The 18,266-nt window shown below is 33.1% G+C and carries 17 protein-coding genes; all 17 read left to right on the forward strand.

All coding sequences use genetic code 11. The annotated features are described in order from the left end of the window. Positions 1-9: 9 nt before the first annotated feature. Entirely contained in the window at positions 10-948 is a 939-nt protein-coding gene (locus tag ATE49_RS08645; protein ID WP_065081845.1) for a glycosyltransferase family 8 protein, read from the forward strand. 19 nt (positions 949-967) lie between these two features. Next, positions 968-1,900 carry a capsular polysaccharide synthesis protein gene (locus ATE49_RS08650; RefSeq protein ID WP_065081846.1) on the forward strand — a complete coding sequence of 311 codons (933 nt, stop codon included), beginning with the start codon at positions 968-970 and terminating at the stop codon, positions 1,898-1,900. Between the two features lie 2 nt (positions 1,901-1,902). Beyond that, the gene (locus ATE49_RS08655) at positions 1,903-2,763 is read left to right on the forward strand and encodes a beta-1,6-N-acetylglucosaminyltransferase (protein WP_065082007.1); all 861 of its coding nucleotides are present in this window, start codon (positions 1,903-1,905) and stop codon (positions 2,761-2,763) included. Further along, positions 2,760-3,641: a beta-1,6-N-acetylglucosaminyltransferase gene (locus ATE49_RS08660; protein ID WP_065081847.1), complete on the forward strand. Its 882-nt coding sequence runs from the start codon at positions 2,760-2,762 to the stop codon at positions 3,639-3,641. The genes ATE49_RS08655 and ATE49_RS08660 overlap by 4 nt, the downstream gene beginning before the upstream one ends. Further along, a complete protein-coding gene (locus ATE49_RS08665; protein ID WP_034845582.1) occupies positions 3,625-4,734 on the forward strand; it encodes an acyltransferase family protein in 1,110 nt (369 codons plus the stop codon). Before ATE49_RS08660 ends, ATE49_RS08665 begins: the two co-directional genes overlap by 17 nt. Further along, on the forward strand, positions 4,731-5,729 hold the full coding sequence (locus tag ATE49_RS08670; RefSeq protein ID WP_065081848.1) for a glycosyltransferase family 2 protein: 999 nt from the start codon (positions 4,731-4,733) through the stop codon (positions 5,727-5,729). The genes ATE49_RS08665 and ATE49_RS08670 overlap by 4 nt, the downstream gene beginning before the upstream one ends. Before the next feature lie 24 nt (positions 5,730-5,753). Then, positions 5,754-7,019 (forward strand): hypothetical protein, encoded by a 1,266-nt coding sequence (locus ATE49_RS08675; RefSeq protein WP_065081849.1) that lies wholly within the window; start codon positions 5,754-5,756, stop codon positions 7,017-7,019. Then, the gene (locus ATE49_RS08680) at positions 7,003-8,136 is read left to right on the forward strand and encodes a glycosyltransferase family 4 protein (RefSeq protein WP_065081850.1); all 1,134 of its coding nucleotides are present in this window, start codon (positions 7,003-7,005) and stop codon (positions 8,134-8,136) included. Before ATE49_RS08675 ends, ATE49_RS08680 begins: the two co-directional genes overlap by 17 nt. Next, the gene (locus tag ATE49_RS08685; RefSeq protein WP_233174423.1) at positions 8,136-9,251 is read left to right on the forward strand and encodes a glycosyltransferase family 4 protein; all 1,116 of its coding nucleotides are present in this window, start codon (positions 8,136-8,138) and stop codon (positions 9,249-9,251) included. The genes ATE49_RS08680 and ATE49_RS08685 overlap by 1 nt, the downstream gene beginning before the upstream one ends. Before the next feature lie 19 nt (positions 9,252-9,270). Next, positions 9,271-10,386 carry a glycosyltransferase gene (locus tag ATE49_RS08690; RefSeq protein ID WP_065082008.1) on the forward strand — a complete coding sequence of 372 codons (1,116 nt, stop codon included), beginning with the start codon at positions 9,271-9,273 and terminating at the stop codon, positions 10,384-10,386. A 195-nt stretch (positions 10,387-10,581) separates the two neighbouring features. Then, the gene (locus ATE49_RS08695) at positions 10,582-11,022 is read left to right on the forward strand and encodes a S24/S26 family peptidase (protein WP_065081852.1); all 441 of its coding nucleotides are present in this window, start codon (positions 10,582-10,584) and stop codon (positions 11,020-11,022) included. A 4-nt stretch (positions 11,023-11,026) separates the two neighbouring features. Next, on the forward strand, positions 11,027-11,296 hold the full coding sequence (locus ATE49_RS08700; protein ID WP_065081853.1) for a PqqD family protein: 270 nt from the start codon (positions 11,027-11,029) through the stop codon (positions 11,294-11,296). A 2-nt stretch (positions 11,297-11,298) separates the two neighbouring features. After that, complete coding sequence (locus tag ATE49_RS08705; RefSeq protein ID WP_065081854.1) at positions 11,299-12,393, forward strand: nucleotidyltransferase domain-containing protein; 1,095 nt, start codon at positions 11,299-11,301, stop codon at positions 12,391-12,393. 6 nt (positions 12,394-12,399) lie between these two features. Beyond that, positions 12,400-14,022, forward strand: coding sequence for an ABC transporter ATP-binding protein (locus tag ATE49_RS08710; RefSeq protein WP_065081855.1), 1,623 nt, complete (start codon positions 12,400-12,402; stop codon positions 14,020-14,022). Between the two features lie 23 nt (positions 14,023-14,045). Continuing rightward, the gene (locus ATE49_RS08715) at positions 14,046-14,960 is read left to right on the forward strand and encodes a hypothetical protein (protein ID WP_260256076.1); all 915 of its coding nucleotides are present in this window, start codon (positions 14,046-14,048) and stop codon (positions 14,958-14,960) included. A gap of 4 nt (positions 14,961-14,964) precedes the next feature. Next, positions 14,965-15,762, forward strand: a complete 798-nt coding sequence (locus tag ATE49_RS08720; RefSeq protein ID WP_034845568.1) for a polysaccharide biosynthesis/export family protein — start codon at positions 14,965-14,967, stop codon at positions 15,760-15,762. 10 nt (positions 15,763-15,772) lie between these two features. Continuing rightward, the gene (locus ATE49_RS08725; RefSeq protein ID WP_065081856.1) at positions 15,773-18,142 is read left to right on the forward strand and encodes a GumC family protein; all 2,370 of its coding nucleotides are present in this window, start codon (positions 15,773-15,775) and stop codon (positions 18,140-18,142) included. The last annotated feature ends 124 nt before the right edge of the window (positions 18,143-18,266 follow it).

Consider the following 18,266-nt stretch of genomic DNA (forward strand, 5'->3'; position numbering starts at 1 on the left):
TTGATTTCAATGTTATTATCAGAAGTTCCTATTGTTTTAGCTTTTACTCCGAACTATTTTGTTCCGGCAGCAACCTGTTTATATTCAATTTTAAAACATTCTGCTGAAACAGAAAATTTCCATGTAATTTGTTTATTGACTGAGGAATTGCCTCAGCAGATGAAAGATAAATTACAACGACTGGGAAATGGTCGTATTCGATATTCTTATATTGATCTGAATGGTAAACTTCAGGGAATTTATATTGATGATCGGTATACTATTGCTGCTTCATATCGTTTATTACTTCCAGATTTATTACCTGAATACGATAAAGTAATGTATATAGATTGTGATGTTATTGTCAGAAATAATTTATACAAGCTTTATCAGGAAACAGATTTAGGAAACAATTACCTGGCGGCTGTATTTGAGGCCAGCCTGGATTTTCAGATTCCTTATATAATGTCTATAGGCTGTGAACCCGGACAATATATTAATTCCGGATTTCTAATTATGAATTTAGAAAAACTAAGAAAAGAAAATATGGTAGCCAAATTTTTAGAGGGTGCCAGAGTTGAAGGTCTTCAGTTTCCGGATCAGGATGTCCTTAATCAATTATGTAAGGGGTACATCTTAGGTCTCCCCCCTTACTATAATGGTATACGTACTTTTTTTTTACCACAGTATAAAGAATATTTTCTTAAATACTATTCAGAAGAAAACTGGCGGGAAGTTCAGCAGCATGGAACAATACATTATACAGGAACTAAACCCTGGAATAGCTTTACTATAGGATTTAACGTTTGGTGGGAATATTACGAACATTTGCCAGAGGAAATAAAAAGTGAATGGGTTATTAATAGAAAAATATTTGTTTTACATAAATTATCCAATACTGTTTTAGGTAATTTATTTATAACATCTCTACAATCAGTTTATCGTAAATTAAAAAGGAATACTCAATAGTGTCAAAACCATAAATACCATGAGAAAAATATCGCAATTTCCTTTACTAAAGCAACTTTGGGCGTTTTGGCGAGAGAAGAAAATTTTGGATAAGCATCAACAGGTAGCTGACTATTGGGATGTTGTTATTGATGATTATAAGCACGGTAAAATAGCGAAATATAATATAACAGCTAAACAGGAGTTTCGCGATAGCAAAATTATATGGCAATATTGGGGACAAGGAACAAACTCACCCGAGCTTCCCGAGGTTGTGAAAATCTGTTTTGATTCTGTGGATCAATATAAAGGAGATTATATTGTAATTAGATTAAATGACGAAAACTTTAGTGAGTATATCGATTTACCTGAATTTGTTTTAGAAAAAAAGAATGGACCTGTTTTTAACCGAACTTTTTTTTCGGATGTATTAAGGCTGGCATTATTAAAAACTTATGGAGGTGTATGGCTTGATGCTACAGTGATGCTTACCGGAAGTCTACCCGGACAATTTAGTTCGTTAGATTATTTTGTTTACCAAAGAGATCCAAATGAGCAGCATAAAGATTATTGGGAAAATGTATATGCCTATTATTGGGGGTGGAATAAGGGGTTTAAAGTATGTATGCTAAACAGCATTTTCTTTGCTAAAAAAGGAAGTGTTATGGTATCTGCATTGTTAGATCTAATGTTATATTACTGGAAAACCCAAAACGATATATTGGATTATTTTTTCTTCCAGATACTATATAAACAATTGACGGCAAGAGAATATATCAATGAAGTCTGTCCTGTGGTTAGTGACACTATTCCTCATATTATTCAAACGAAATTGAGTGGAGGCTGTAAATATATTACTTATGAAGAAGCATTAAAACAAAGTAACATACATAAACTAACCTACAAAGATATAAACATAGAAGAGTTTATGACTTTTGTACAAGATAAGACCAATATTAATCTAGTTAAGTGAAAATGAAGCATGCTTATTTAATTATTGTTCATCATGAGTTTGAAGTATTGAAGCTTTTGTTGCAGGCTTTAGATGATCCATGCAACGATATCTATATACATTTTGATAAAAAAATTGTAGAGAAAATTCCTGTTTTAAATTGTAAATACTCCGGGTTGTATATTTTAGATAAGAGAATTGATGTACGATGGGGGCATGTATCGCAAATAGAAACAGAATATGAACTATTTGAAAAAGCATATAAAAAAGATGTTTATTCTAGATATCACCTTATCTCGGGAACACATATGCCTTTAAAAAGTCAAAAAGCAATTCATGAATTCTTTGAAGAGTATAATGATAGAGAGATTTTAAGCTTTATTTATACTAATAATTATGAAGTAACCATGAAGCTAGGGCGTTATCATTTTTTTCTGAAGAATTATAAGAGTAGTTCTACTATTAAAAGGACATTGTCTCAGTTTTTTTGGCGGGCATCATTAAAATTTGAATCTGTTTTTCAGATAATTAAAAAGCCAATACCGAAAGCTAGTATTAAGGCTAATAATTGGGTAAGTCTTACACCAAAGGCTGTTAAATATATAATTGAAGAGAAAAAAAGAATATTAAATGAATTTAAGTGGTCTTTTTGTGGAGATGAATATTTTGTGCCTTACTTACTTGAGAATAAAACAGCTGAATATAAAATGATAGATGATAAGAGGCTATTATTTAATGAATTTTTAGACAGCAGTCCAAGAGTATTAAAAGATACAGATTATGAATTTTTAATACATTCGGAATATTTGTTTGCAAGAAAATTCAGCCAAACAGATCTTAAAGTTGTACAGAGAATTTTACAATATATAAAGACGGAATCATGAAGCATGCTTACCTTATTTTAGCACACAATGAATATCCGATATTAGAACGTTTAATAAAGGCTATTGATGATCCCAGGAATGATATTTATATACATTTTGACGAGAAAGTTAAGGATTTACCCAAGCTGGAAGCTGTTTACTCTGATTTGTACATAGTAGAAAATAGAATAGATGTCCGCTGGGGAGATGTATCAGTTATAGAAGCAGAATATTTATTGTTCGAGGAAGCTTTAAAGAAAGGTGGGTATGATTATTACCATCTATTATCCGGAGTTGATATGCCTTTAAAGTCTCAAAACAGAATTCATGCATTTTTTGATATGCATAGAGGAAAAGAATTTATTGGATTTTATCAATATCCTATAAATGAAGAATTAGATAGAAAAATAAATAGGATTCATTTATTTCCGAAAGATTTCAGACCTGTTTCAGGAGTTTTATCTTTTACTAAAAAATTGATAAGATTTGGAGGGTTAAAAATACAGTACATCATCGGTTACAGAAGAAATAAATCGATTACATTTAAAAAAGGTACCCAATGGGTAAGCCTTACAGAAGATTTTATAAAATATGTAGTAGAGAGAAAAACAAAAGTATTAAACATTTATAAAAATACATTTTGCAGTGATGAGGTGTTTCTGCAAACTTTATGTTGGAGCTCAGATTTTAAAAATAATCTTTTTAATTCTGAAAATGAGGGCTTAGGGTGTATGCGGATGATTGGTTGGAGAGATGGTGTATTATATGATTGGGAAAATAAGGACTACGAAAGTTTAATGCAATCAGAATTTCTATTTGCAAGAAAATTTAATAGTAAAAATTTAGAAGTGGTGGATAAGATACTAAGTACGATTTGTCAGGATGAAACATATAAATAGTATAAAGAATAAAGAACAGCTTAAGGCTATTGATGTTTTGAGATTTCCATTGATTGTCTTGGTTATTTTTATTCATTCAGCAGCTCCTGAAATTCAGAAAGTGCATTTAGGTGCAGACAGCAAAAGTCTGTATATCTTATTTAGTGAGATGATTTCGCATAATTTAGGGCGTATTGCTGTGCCTTGTTTTTTTCTCTTTTCAGGCTATTTCTTTTTTCTTAGCCTAAGTGATTTTTCCAGAAACAATTATTTAAATCAACTGAAAAAAAGAGTACGGACATTAGTGATTCCCTATTTTTTGTGGAATACATTATTTATTGTAATAATATTAATTAAAAATTATCTTTTTCATAAGATAGGTCTGTCATATGATGAATTCTGGATTTATCTGAACAGCACTTCTTGCTACGAGTGGTTTTGGGGTGGTCCCATTAATTTTCCGCTATGGTATATGCGGGATTTAATTTGTATGACAATCCTGGCTCCCTTATTTTATTATTTATTTTATTATTTAAAAACTATTGGACTCTTTATTTTAGTCTTGATTTACTTATCCTGCTACGAATTGGGTTTTTCAGGATTTAGTATGACCGCGATATTCTTTTTTGGTGCAGGTGCCTTTTTTGGAATTTATAAATATAATATTGTTGATTTAAGTCAGAAGAATGGGAAAATAATAATGTTTTTTGCCTTAATTCTATTCGGTTATGTTATTACATATAATGGAGAAGATTTATATGAAATATGGATTAGGATATTTGTGATATTTGGAGTGAGTTCTGCTTTGTTTTGCGGTTATCTCATACTTAAAAAAAGTTTTTTGAAAAGTATTTTTACCAGACTAGCCCCCACTGTATTTTTTATTTATGTAATTCATGAATTATACCTTATGAATTGGATTAATGGTTTTTTTATACGAATGATGTGGAAAAGCTCTGATAAATCGATACTGATAAGTTATTTTATTATTCCGATAGTTTGTCTTATGCTTTCTTTGTTATTATATATTATTATAAAAAGGCTTTTCCCCGCTTTTCTACAATGGAGCACAGGCAACAGAGTTATTAATAAACCAATTATGAAAACGCTATGAGGTCAAAAATAATATCTGTTATTATACCTGTTTATAATGCAGAAAAAACATTATATAAGTCAATAGATTCATTGATAAGCCAAAGTTATCCACATTTGGAGTTAATTTTCATTAATGATTGCAGCCAGGATAATACACTAAATATTCTTTATCAGTATGAGAAAAAGATTACTGACAATAGTAAAGGGCTTGTAATGAAGATTATTTCACATGAAGAAAACAAAGGGGTTGCGGCAGCTCGTAATACTGGATTACAAAATGCCACAGGTGAATTAATCTACTTTGTAGACGCAGATGATTTTATTGATGAAAGAGCAATAGAATTACTCGTTAAAAAACAACAGGAGAATGATGCCGATATAGTGGGATGCAGCTGGTATCTGTCCTTTAATCAAAATAAGAGAAGAATGAATCAGCCTCCATTTAATAACTCCTTGGAAGCAATTCAACAGATGTTACATGGAAAAATGCGTTGGAATTTGTGGCTTTTTATGGTAAAGCGATCCTTATATGAAGACTATAATATTCGCTTTATTCCGGGGATGAATATGGGGGAAGACCTAATGGTGATAATGAAATTATTTGTTCATGCTAACAAAGTAGCTTTTGTTAATGATGCCTTATATCATTACGGTCAGTCAAATGAAGATTCTCTGACCAAAACCTATTCAGAAAAACACCGTCGGGAAGTAACTGCCAATTTATATGAAGTAGAGGAGTATTTGCATAAAAGCTCCTTTTTTAAAAGTATCGGAGATGGAATTAGTTTTTTGAAATTAAATATTAAACTACCGTTACTGATTTCAGACAAGAAAGAAAATTATGAATGTTGGATAAATTGGTTTCCTGAAGCAAATAAATTTATAATGAAAAACAAAGATCTCCCATTGCGAACAAGGGTTTTACAATGGTTAGCCTTAAGGAAACAATACTGGATTTTAAAACTCTATTATAATCTGGTGATTCGTTATATTTATGGTGTTTTATATAAATAGAAAGAAAATTATAATTATAATTATATGTTGCGTTTCATTCCTTATTTTATAGTTGGAATTATTACCAGTTTTTATTTTTTTCCCGTTAGCTTCACATTCCTGCCGGATAATGTCAATACTAAAATGATCTTAGCGGTAATAGGAGTTGCTTTAGCCGGATATAATAGTATAAAAGAAGAAAAGATTTCAATGCCTAAAGGGATTATAATTCCGGCTTGCATTGCTGTTATATTTTCAATAATATGTCTTATTTCAATAGATATTAATCATTCTGATGATTACTCCTATGCAAGTTATATTGTCAGTTTTTTTGTATGGCTAGGAGGTGCTTATGCTGTATGTATGACTATAAAAAGAGTACATGGGGTAGTTGATTTTAAACTTTTGACCTATTATCTGGCTGGTGTATGTCTTTCTCAATGTATATTGGCACTAATGATTGATAATATTCCTGTTCTGCAGCGATTGGTAGACAGTGTTGTAAGACAGGGACAGGAATTTCTTCAGGAGGTAGATCGTTTGTATGGTATCGGTGCATCCTTAGATCCTGCTGGAGTACGCTTCTCACTGGTTTTGATAATGATTGCCGGGCTATTAGGGAATGACGAAGAAACTCGACGAAATAATCTTGCAATAACCTTGTTACTTATTGCTTTTTTTACAATTGCAGTAGTTGGAAATATGATTTCACGAACAACCATAATAGGACTGGGTTGTGCTGTAGTATATTTTGTAATTTCTTCAGGTTTGTTTAAAGTATTAATTAAATATGATGCTATTAAATTGGGAGTGTTATTTGCAATATTATTATTGTCAGCAATTGTAATTTCTGTTTATCTGTATAATTCCAGTGATGCATTTTATAACTATTCACGATTTGCTTTTGAAGGCTTTTTTAACTGGGCAGAAAAGGGGGAGTGGCGAACTAGTTCTACAGATAAATTGAATAGAGAAATGTGGATATGGCCTCAGGATCAGAGAACATGGATTATTGGTTCAGGGTTGTTTGATGATTTTATATACAGTACAGACGTAGGCTATTGCCGTTTTATATTATATTGTGGATTGGTGGGCTTTTCTGTATTTGCATTCTTATTTGTTTATTTAGGAGCTTTTTTCGCTGCCAAGATTCCCAAATACAGAATAATGTTTCTGATTTTTATAGGGCTTACTTTCGTTGTTTGGCTTAAAGTGGCAACAGATATTTTCTTCATTTATGCATTATTCTTTTGTTTAGATCAATTTATTACTCCAACACAAGAGGAGATTTCTTATGAAGATAGTATATAGTATTCTGGGGACATTTAATTCCGGAGGAATGGAGCGTGTTTTGGCTAATAAAGCAAATTATCTGGCAGATGAAGGATATGATGTTACCATTATAACCACCGATCAGAAAGGGAGAAGTCCTTATTTTGTGATGAATCCGAAAATTAAGCATATTGATCTGGGGATCAACTATCGTGATGATCTTAATAAAAGCGTCTTTAAAAAGATTTTCTCCTACATCTCAAAACAAAAAAAGCACAAGCAAAAACTAAAAGAAGTATTACATGATCTTAAAGCTGATGTTGTGATCTCGATGTTTGATAACGATGTAAATCTTATACACAATATAAAAGACGGAAGCAAAAAGATTCTGGAGATCCACTTCTCACGATTTAAACGTATTCAATATGATCGCGGTGGGATATGGGGGATTATAGATAAGATCAGGAGTGAAAAAGATGAAAAATCTGTGCAGCAGTATGACCGTTTTGTAGTATTAACAGAAGAAGATAAAGGCTATTGGGGAAATTTTTCAAATATTAATGTTATTCCTAATGCAAATAGTTTCATCCCCTCAAAACAATCTTCTTTGGAATACAAAAGGGCAATTGCTGTTGGACGTTATGATTATCAGAAGGGATTTGATGAATTAATAAAAATATGGAGAGATGTATACCTGAAAAACCCAGAATGGAGATTGGATATTTTTGGTCATGGACCACTAAAAGAAGATTTACAGAATTTAATTGATGACCTGAATCTTACAGAAGTAATAAAGCTGTGCGAACCTGTGAAAAATATAGAACAGGAATATTTAAGCAGTTCGATTCTGGTGATGACTTCCAGATATGAAGGCTTACCTATGACTTTACTGGAGGCACAGGCTTGTGGTTTACCAATGGTGGCTTATGCATGTAAATGTGGTCCTAAAGATATTATTCATGATGGAATTAATGGTTACCTGATACCAGAGAGGGATTCACAATTGATGACTGAAAAGATATTGAAGCTTATTGAAGATGACGAGCTTCGCAAAAAAATGGGAGATATAAATGTGGAGTTGTCCGATAATTTTTCCGAAGATAAGATTATGAAGCGTTGGGTTAATTTATTTGAAGAGATAGTAAAAGAAAAATAATGAAAACAATAGTTGTTTCAGCTGTAAATTTAAATGTGGGAGGAACTCTTACTATATTGAGGGATTGTTTAAGTTTTCTCTCTGAATTTTCTGTGAAAAAGAATTACAGAGTGGTTGCTATTGTTTATAAAAAAGAACTGGCAGATTTTCCAAATATTGAGTATATCGAGGATCAATGGCCTAAAAAAAGATGGGTTAACCGTTTATGGTACGAATATGTCAGTATGAAAAAAATATCCAAAGAACTGGCTCCCGTGGATTTGTGGCTATCATTGCATGACACAACACCTAATGTACTTGCTGAAAAACAAGCTGTATATTGTCATAATCCATTTCCATTTTATGAATGGAAGTGGCGGGAATGCTTATTTGCTCCTCAAATAGTACTGTTATCTTTATTCTCAAAGTTCATTTATAAAAAGAATATTAATAAAAATACTTTCGTTATTGTTCAGCAGCAATGGCTGAAAGATGAGTTTAAAAAATTGTTTAAACTGAAATCTGATAAGATAATTGTGGCATTACCTGATGCTCCAAAGAGTGAAGATATGAATGTCAGTATTAAAAAAAATACAGATTCTGTTTATGAATTTATATATGCAGCTTCACCAAATAGCCATAAAAATTTTGAATGTCTTTGCCATGCTGCTAAAATTTTGGAAAATGAGGGAATTAATAATTTTAAAGTTAATATAACACTTTCCGGAAATGAGAATAAATATGCAATCTGGCTTTATAAGAGATATGGTAAAGTTGTAAACTCCATACAATGGATTGGTTTTCAAAATAGAAAATCTCTTTTTCAGCAATACGAAAAATGTGATTGCCTGGTTTTTCCATCTAAAGTAGAAACATGGGGGTTACCTATTTCGGAATTCTCAAAATTTAATAAACCAATGTTGCTGGCAGATCTTTCTTATGCTCAGGAAACAGCGGCAGGAAGCGAGCAGGTTGCTTTTTTTAACCCAAATGATCCCAAAGAGTTAGCTGGGCAAATGAAATTGTTAATACAGGGAGAGACTTCATCTTTGAATATAATACCTAAGAAAGTTCTGGAAGAGCCAGTAACTCATTCTTGGGGCGAACTATTCCAAATACTTTTATCTGAAGACTAATATGGGAGGTAATAATCAAATGAAAATATTACAATTAGGTAAATTTTATCCTATTCGCGGAGGAGTAGAAAAAGTAATGTATGATCTGATGTTGGGGCTTTCGGAAGAAGGAATACATTGTGATATGCTTTGTGCTTCAACAGAAGATTATCCGGCAGGTATGATTAATGTAAATTCATATGCAGGGTTAATAGTTGAAGCTACAAAAATAAAACTTGCAGCTACAATGCTGGCACCAGGTGTAATTACCAGATTACGGAAGATAGCCAAGAGTTATGATATTATCCATGTTCATCACCCTGATCCTATGGCTAGTCTTGCATTATTTATGTCAGGTTTTAAAGGAAAAGTAGTGCTTCATTGGCATAGTGATATTCTGAAACAAAAAACCTTGTTGCGGCTTTATAAGCCTTTACAAAGCTGGTTGATAAAAAGAGCAGACGTCATTGTGGGGACAACACCCGTATATGTTAAAGAATCTCCTTTTCTAAGTAAAGTACAGTATAAAATAGATTATATCCCGATTGGAGTAGAACCTTTAGTTGGGAATAGAGAAAAAACAGAGGCGTTAAAACAGAAGTATAAAAATAAACATGTAATATTTTCATTAGGTAGACTTGTAGAGTATAAAGGATATGAATACCTTATTAGAGCTGCTCAGCATCTTGATGAGAATTACCAGATTATAATAGGTGGGAAAGGTCCGTTAATGAACTCCCTGACTGAACTAATTGCTGAGCTTGGAGTTCAGGAAAAAGTAACGCTCTTAGGATTTGTAGAAGATGATGATATACCTTATTATTTTGACGCATGTGATATGTTCTGCCTGAGTTCCATATGGAAGACAGAGGCTTTTGCTATTGTACAGATTGAAGCTATGTCTTGCGGGAAACCTGTTATATCTGCACATATACCAGGATCAGGCGTGAGTTGGGTTAATAAAGATGGGGTTTCTGGTCTGGTAGTAGAATCTGAAAATGAAATGGCACTAGCAGATGCAATTAAACGTATAAGTATAGATGTAAATCTTAAAAATGAATTGTCAGAAGGGAGTAAGAATCGTTATGAGGAGTATTTTACCCGAAAAAAAATGACAGAAAAATGCTTAAATATTTATAGAGAAATATTAGAATAAGCACTTATGTGTTGATAAATATTTACAAAATATAATAATTGTATTAAATGTAATAAATATAAATTATTATTGAATTATTTTTTTAATTTTAGGAAAGTTTTGTTTTTTAGTTGCTGAATAGTGATGGCTTTTATCGATTTATATTAAATTGTATATTTGATCAACAAATGATTCAGTTTTTAATATATAGTAAGTATGGAGAAAAAGATCCTTAGTAAAAGAATAATTCCAAATGATCTTTTCTTTGAACAGGTAAAAGAAAGATTAAATGCCGGTCAGAAGGTGAAGATTCCTGTAGCAGGGAAAAGTATGGAACCATTTTTGCAAAACGGGGATTTGGTTGTATTAAAGAAGTTTGAAGAAAAAGATTTAATTAACGGGAAAATTGTATTGGCATATTTTAATAATGCATATGTATTACATAGGGTTGTTAAAATTAAAAAAGAAAACGTCACACTTGCAGGTGATGGTAATATACAACAGGTAGAAATAATCACTGATAAGGATATATTGGCCGTTGTTGTCAGTGCATACAGGGGCGAAAAGGAATTAAGTATTAATACATTATTAGGTCAGATCTGGTATAAATTGCGTATAATCAGATCTGTTTATAATAAAATATTTGGAATAAAATAAAATTATGAAATTAAGGGAGGATTTAATGTTGCGACATTTAGGTGATGAATACGTTATCATCGATCCGGAACAGGATATGGTAGATATGTCTAAAGTATATACTTTGAATGAGACAGCTGCATTTTTATGGAAAGAACTTCAGGGTAAAGAGTTTAATGTTGAAACTGTAACAGAAGTATTATTAAATTATTATAATGTTGAATATGTTGTAGCTGAAAAGGATGCTCAAAGACTTGTTCATGATTTTGAAAAACAGGGATTGTTAACTGATTAATAATGATGTTAGAGGATAAAGTTGCTAAGGCTTTCTTCACGCTTTTGCGTGCAGGGCTCTGGAATAAATCTATAGATACTATAGATTGTTTTCCTTTGTCTAAAGCCGAATGGGATGCTTTATTCCGTATTTCTGTACAACAAACAGTAGAAGGTATTGTGTTTGACGGGATACAAATGCTGAGTTTGGATTCTCTGCCACCTCGCGAGTTGCATATTAAATGGTTGGTACGGGTAGAGAAAATTGAACAAAGAAACCGGTGGATGAATAATATTCTTGCCGAGCAGGTCGCCTTCTTTTCAAAAGAAAATATAAAACCAACATTATTGAAAGGACAAGGTCTGGCCATTTGTTATGAAAATCCTGGCAGAAGAGTCTGTGGAGATATTGACTGGTATTTCCGGACAATTGATGAGTTTTATAAAGCAGATAAGCTGCTTGCAAAATATGGTATTGTAACAGATGCTACCGCAGGATATAGTAGTTTCTATTTCTGGAGAGATTGCGAAATAGATCATCATCAGAAATTATTTGACATACATAATCCATTTTTGTCAGGGTATTTACAGCATTTACAACAACAGGAAAAAGATCTTAGTATCAGAATTAATATACAAAAAGAGGAGGTGATATTGCCTTCACCGTTGTTACAGATGTTGCAGGTAAATGCACATATTCTGAAGCATTTATTATCATTCGGGATCGGAATAAGGCAGTTATGTGATGTTGCAAGATTATATAAAACATATTATGGTCAGGTTGATGGCAATACTTTGAAAGCAATATATACAAAGCTGAAAATAATAAAATGGATTAATTTGCTACATGTCGTTCTGGTAAAATATACAGGTTTACCCGAGGAATATTTACCTTTTCCGACAGAAATAAGTAAATCTGCAGACTGGATGATGGAAGAAATATGGAAATCCGGGAATTTTGGATTTCATGACGAAAGGTATCAGAAAGAAAGCTCAGGGAAGAGAGAGGGAACCAAAAGAAGGCTATGGAGTAGCTTTATAAAATATGTTCCTTATGCACCGATGGAGGCATTAAGCTTTCCCTTGGTTCATTTTTATTCAGGGTTAGTAAAAAAATAGAATTTATTGAATACAAATTTATCATATCAATTAAAATGGGCATGGCTTCTCACTAAGAATAGTCGCGGAGAGTTATTGCTATATTTTATACTAGAATTAGCAGCCATTGCATTTTCTTTATTGTTTGTATTCTGGTCTAAAAAGGCTGTGGATTTTGCAGTGAGTAGCAGTACATCGGACTTACAGAAAGCTTTAATATTATCTGTCTGCAGTGTACTTATAGCTCTTTTCATGAGAAGCTATTCCGGATGGTTAAATGAAAGAACGAGAATGAAAATGATGATTTCTCTACAAAATTCACTGGTTAAATCCCAAATGTTATCCACTTGGAAAGTTGGAAAGCATTGGCATACGGGAGATGTACAGGTAAGAATAAATAATGACTGTCAGGAGATTGTACAGATGGTAGGCTTTTCTTCTATATCTTTTGTATTGACTACAATAAGGCTTTTGGCATCTTTTGGTTTCTTATGGCTGATGGATCCTATGTTGGCAATTTTAATTGTAGCAATATCTCCATTATTTCTTTTCTCCAAAATATACTTTAAGAAATTAAGGACATTAAATAAAGATTTAAAAACAGCAGAAAGTAATTTTGGAAATGTAGTACAGGAAAATCTTAGATTCAGGATGTCTATAAGGGCATTAGGAGTACAATATGCACGTTGGCAAAAAGTGGAAAATAGTCAGAATGATATATTTAGATTAAAACTAGGACTACTAAATTTTTCTACGGTTTCTCAGGGAATAATGAAACTGACTATAAATGCAGGCTTCCTCTTAACCTTTAGCTGGGGAGTATACCGTTTACATGCAAACGAGATATCTTTCGGTACAATGACTGCGTTCTTGCAGCTGGTAGGACGTATTCAGGCTCCTATATTACTCATGATGGGATTTGTGCCTTTGTTTATTCGTTTCAGAACAGCTGTAGACCGCGTGCAGGAGTTAGAAAATGTGGAAGTAGAGGCAGATATTGAGCAGGAATATATTACTGAACCTCAGGATATAGAAATTAATCAGTTAAGTTTTCGTTATGATGATAAACTAGTGATTAAAGATTTGAGTGCTAAATTTATTAAAGGACAACCAGTTGCAGTAATAGGATCTAGTGGAAAAGGAAAAACAACACTCATAAGGCTATTGCTGGCTCTGGTAAAACCAGATAAAGGAGAAATATATATTAATACCCCTACAGAACACTTAGTTTTATCCAATAAGTATCGTATCAATATTGCATATGTGCCGCAGGGAGACAAATTGTTTAGCGGAAGTATAAAAGAAAATTTACAATTAGGAGAGCATGAGGTCTCTGAAAGTAAACTTAGAGAAGTTTTGTATCTGGCTTGTGCAGAGTTTGTATATGATTTGCCGGATGGATTAGATACTATTGTCGGAGAATCGGGGTACGGACTTTCTGAAGGCCAGGCGCAACGTATTGCAGTAGCAAGAGCCTTAATGCGCGAATGTAATATCTGGCTTTTTGATGAGGTAACTTCTGCTCTTGATCCGGATACCGGAGAAAAACTAATACAACGATTATTAGAAGCCGGAAAGAATAAAATATTAGTATTTGTAACACATGATATGAAGTTGGCAGGAAAATGCAGACAGACTATTTATATATAATGAGAAAAATGCAGAATGATAAAATGAAATATCGCAGTGATTTAAAATCTGTCTATTTCCAGATAGCAGATCATATTATGGAAGTGCTTCTGCCTGTGCAAATTGAAATTGATCGATGTTTACCGTCGTTTGTTGATTTTATTACACAGGAGCCTTTTGAGACTGCGAAAATCAGCATTCAACTGGAATTAGATTCTGCTCCGAAGAGTATAGGGGAAACTAAATTGTTGAGTGATGTTTCCATTGTGTGGGGGGACAGATTCCGTTTTGAAGAATCTTCAGAAAATTATATAACTTCTGTTCAGAGCGAGCAGAAGAGCAGAGAATGGAAAATGTTTAGTACCAAAGATTTTAGTGAATCTAAAATCTATATACTAGAAGAAGAACTGTATACTACTTCAATTCTCAGTTGGCTGCTAATGGTCGCTTTTGGGCAGGCTATGCTGAAATACAACACTGTATTATTCCATGCGTCTGTGATAGAAAAGGATGGAAAAGGCTATGCTTTTTTAGGAAAGAGTGGGACAGGAAAAAGTACACATAGCCGGCTGTGGCTGAAATATATACCAGATACAAAGCTGTTAAATGATGATAATCCAGCTGTACGCATTATGGATAATAACCTCATTATGATTTACGGAACGCCATGGAGCGGAAAAACTCCGTGTTATAAGAATGTAGGTGTTTTATTAGAAGGATTGGTACGTCTTCGTCAGGCGCCGGAAAATCATTGGAAAAAAGTATCAGGAAAAGAAGCTTTGCTTTCAGTTCTTCCAAGTTGTACTGCCATTCGCTGGAATAGAAATTTGTTTGACCAGATGCTTAACAGTCTGGAAAAAATAATAGCAAGTGTTTACATAGGTCAGCTATCTTGTCTGCCAGATGAAGATGCTGCACGTTTGTGCAGTCATGAATTAACGAAAAATAATAAATTATAACGTGATGAATAAATTTATCTTAGGATTAACCTTGTTTAGTATTGTTCTGCTAAACTCCTGTGTTTCCAAAAAAGTGGTATACCTTCAGGATATGCAGCCGGATTCTGAGTACCCAATTGCTGAAGCTCCGGCACTACGCTTACAAAAAAATGATCGCATTAGTATTCAGGTTAGTGCTAAATCATTGGAATTGGCAGCTCCTTTTAATACTGTTGCTGGCGCTTACAAAGTGGGAGTTGACGGAAATGTAACAACAGGGGTTGATCAATCAGCTAATGCTCAGGGGTATCTGATTGATGGTCAGGGAGATGTTTCGTTTCCGGTATTAGGGAATCTGCATGTAGAAGGTTTAACTCTAGAAGAAGTGAGGGATTTGGTACGAAACCGATTAATTAATGACAGACTTATTAGTGAACCCATTGTAAAAGTTGAAATTCTAAATTTTAAAATTAGCGTTACAGGTGCTATAAGTAGTAGAGTATTTGATGTGCCAGATGGTAGGATATCAGTTTTGGAGGCTATCACAAAAGCGGGAGGACTTACTCCAAACTCTTCTCCGGATAAAATTACTGTTATTAGAGAAGAAAATGGAGTTAGGCGGAAAATCATCGCTAACATACAGTCGCAGGAGATTTTTAATTCTCCAGCTTATTATCTTAAACAAAATGATATTGTATATGTAGAGCCACGCAGTGCGGAAGTAACACCTAAAGAAGACAGATTTTGGAGAATATTTGGTTTAGGTATGGGGGCTACGGGTATTATTATCTCAGTATTAACCTTACTAAAAGTAAGCAAATAATTTAAAAGTGATGAATCAATATAGTAAAAATAGCGTACAAAAAGAGAACACTATAAATGTTCTGGATATTTTTAAATATCTTTTGTTTCATTGGAAATGGTTTGCATTATCAATTTTAATATTTGGTGGTTACTTTTATTATCAGTACAGTAAATCTCCATTTATTTATAATCGTTCAGAGGTGGTTATGATTAAGACACCTTCAAATACACCAACGACAGCAAGGATTACGAGATCATTTAGTGGTGGTGGAGTAAGTGTAAAAGATGAAATTTTGCAGCTGAAATCTAAAGAGCTGATGAGGCAGGTAGTAGATAAAGTAGGGGCAGATAAAAGTTATAAAATTCATTCCGGGTTAAGAGATTATGAGTTATATAAAAAGTCTCCTGTTCAGGTGAAAGTGGAAGGCAAGACTCAGGCAGATAGTTATGGATTTACAGTAACACCAATAGATACGAGGTACGTGCTTTTGAAAAAATGGAATGAAACGAGTGAAGAAGAGCTTAAAATAGAATTGAATCGATGGGTTGTTACGCCAGCAGGTAAAGTTTTTATTACACCTACTAAATTCTATAATAAAGACTATTATGGAAAGGATATTCAGGTAACTAAATCACCGAGGGAAGCTGTTATGGGGTATTTTATAGCCAATTTGAAAATCAAGCAAATGGATGAGGATACTTCTTTATTACAAGTTTCTATTGAAGATGTATCTTCCGATAGGGCAGACGATATGTTGACAACATTAATTAATGTTTATAATGAAGTTTACCTGCAGGACAAAAATAAAATTGCTGTTAATACTGCAGATTTTATTAAAGAAAGATTAGCTATTATTGAAGGAGAGCTGGGGGCAGTAGAATCAAATATTGAAAATCTAAAAATAGCAAACCAAGGAATAGATATCGCAACAGCTGGAGGAATGTATTTGTCTGAGAGTAGTCAGTATAAAACTGAAGGAACAAAAATTGAAACTGACATACGTTTAGCGGAAATGATGCATTCATATCTTAACAATAAAAATAAAAGAAATGCATTGATACCTAATAATACGGGATTAGTAGATACCGGTGTAGAAAGTCAGATCGCAGATTATAATACAGCTTTATTAAAGAGGAACCGTTTAGCGGAAGGAGGGAACTCTGCTAACCCAGTGGTATTAGATATGGATGAAGCATTAAACTCAATGCGAAATAATATTAGCCGTGCGGTTGATAATGCCCTTAAAGGACTCAACATAAAGCTAAATAATGCTAGACAGGAAGGACGAACTGCACAAGCAAAGGTTCTGCAAATGCCTCAGAAAGAAAGAACAATGCTTTCTATTGAAAGACAGCATAAGGTAAAAGAGGAACTGTATTTATTTTTACTAAATAAGAGAGAAGAAAATGCATTAAATGAGGCAATAACTGAAGCAAATCTACGTATAGTAGATCCTCCAGTTGGTGATGCATACCCTATATACCCTAATCGTTTAAAGAAAGTATTTACAGGAGTTGCAATAGGAACTGTTTTACCAATGATAGTTTTATTATCTCTTCTTCTTCTAAATACTGCGGTAAGAGGACGACAAGATTTGGAAAATGTATTAAGTGTTCCGTTCCTGGGAGAAATACCTTTGGCCAGAAGCCGAAGACAGGGGAAAGGTGATATATTGGTAAGCAAAACGGGACGTGATCCATTGACTGAAGCGTTCAGGATTTTGAGAACTAATATAAACTTTATGACAAAAGACGAGCACCCACCGAAAGTAATAACATTTACTTCTTTTAGTGCTGGTGTAGGTAAAACTTTTAGTGTATTAAACCTTGCTGCAACATTGTCTTACCTTGATAAAAAAGTAGTTGTTATAGATTTAGATTTAAGAAAGGGAACACTAAGTTCGCGAGTGGATCTTTTGCATGAAAAGGGGACTAGTCATTATCTTTCAAATTCTTCAATTTCTGTTGATGAAATTTTACAAAAAAGTGAACTTTTAGAAAATGTTGATGTTATACCTATTGGAGCAATCGCACCAAATCCGGTAGAATTGTTATTAAGTAAACGTCTGGACGAACTAATTAATGAATTGAAAAATCGTTATGATTATATTATTATTGACGGTGTGCCAACTGGAGTTGTTGCAGACGCAAGTATAATAGACAGAGTTGCTGATTTAACATTATTCATAATCAGAATAGGAAAGATGGATCGTAGACAGCTTCCGGAAATTGAAAAAATTTACCAAGAGAAAAAACTTTCGAATCTGGCAATCGTATTAAATGGACTTAAGTTAAATGGCTATGGTTATGGCTATGGTGGCTATGGTTATGGAAGTTATGGCTATGGTTATGGTGAAGAAAAAAGGAAATCTATTTTCAGCTGGTTTAAAAGATCTTAGAGAATAATTTTAAATACATATACAAAAAGGACAATCTTAAGATTGTCCTTTTTGTATATTATAATATCTTATCTATATAGAATGTCTATAACAAAATTCATATCTTTAAACTTTAAATTTTAAG

The organism is Elizabethkingia miricola (genome assembly GCF_001675285.1).
Lineage (GTDB): Bacteria > Bacteroidota > Bacteroidia > Flavobacteriales > Weeksellaceae > Elizabethkingia > Elizabethkingia miricola.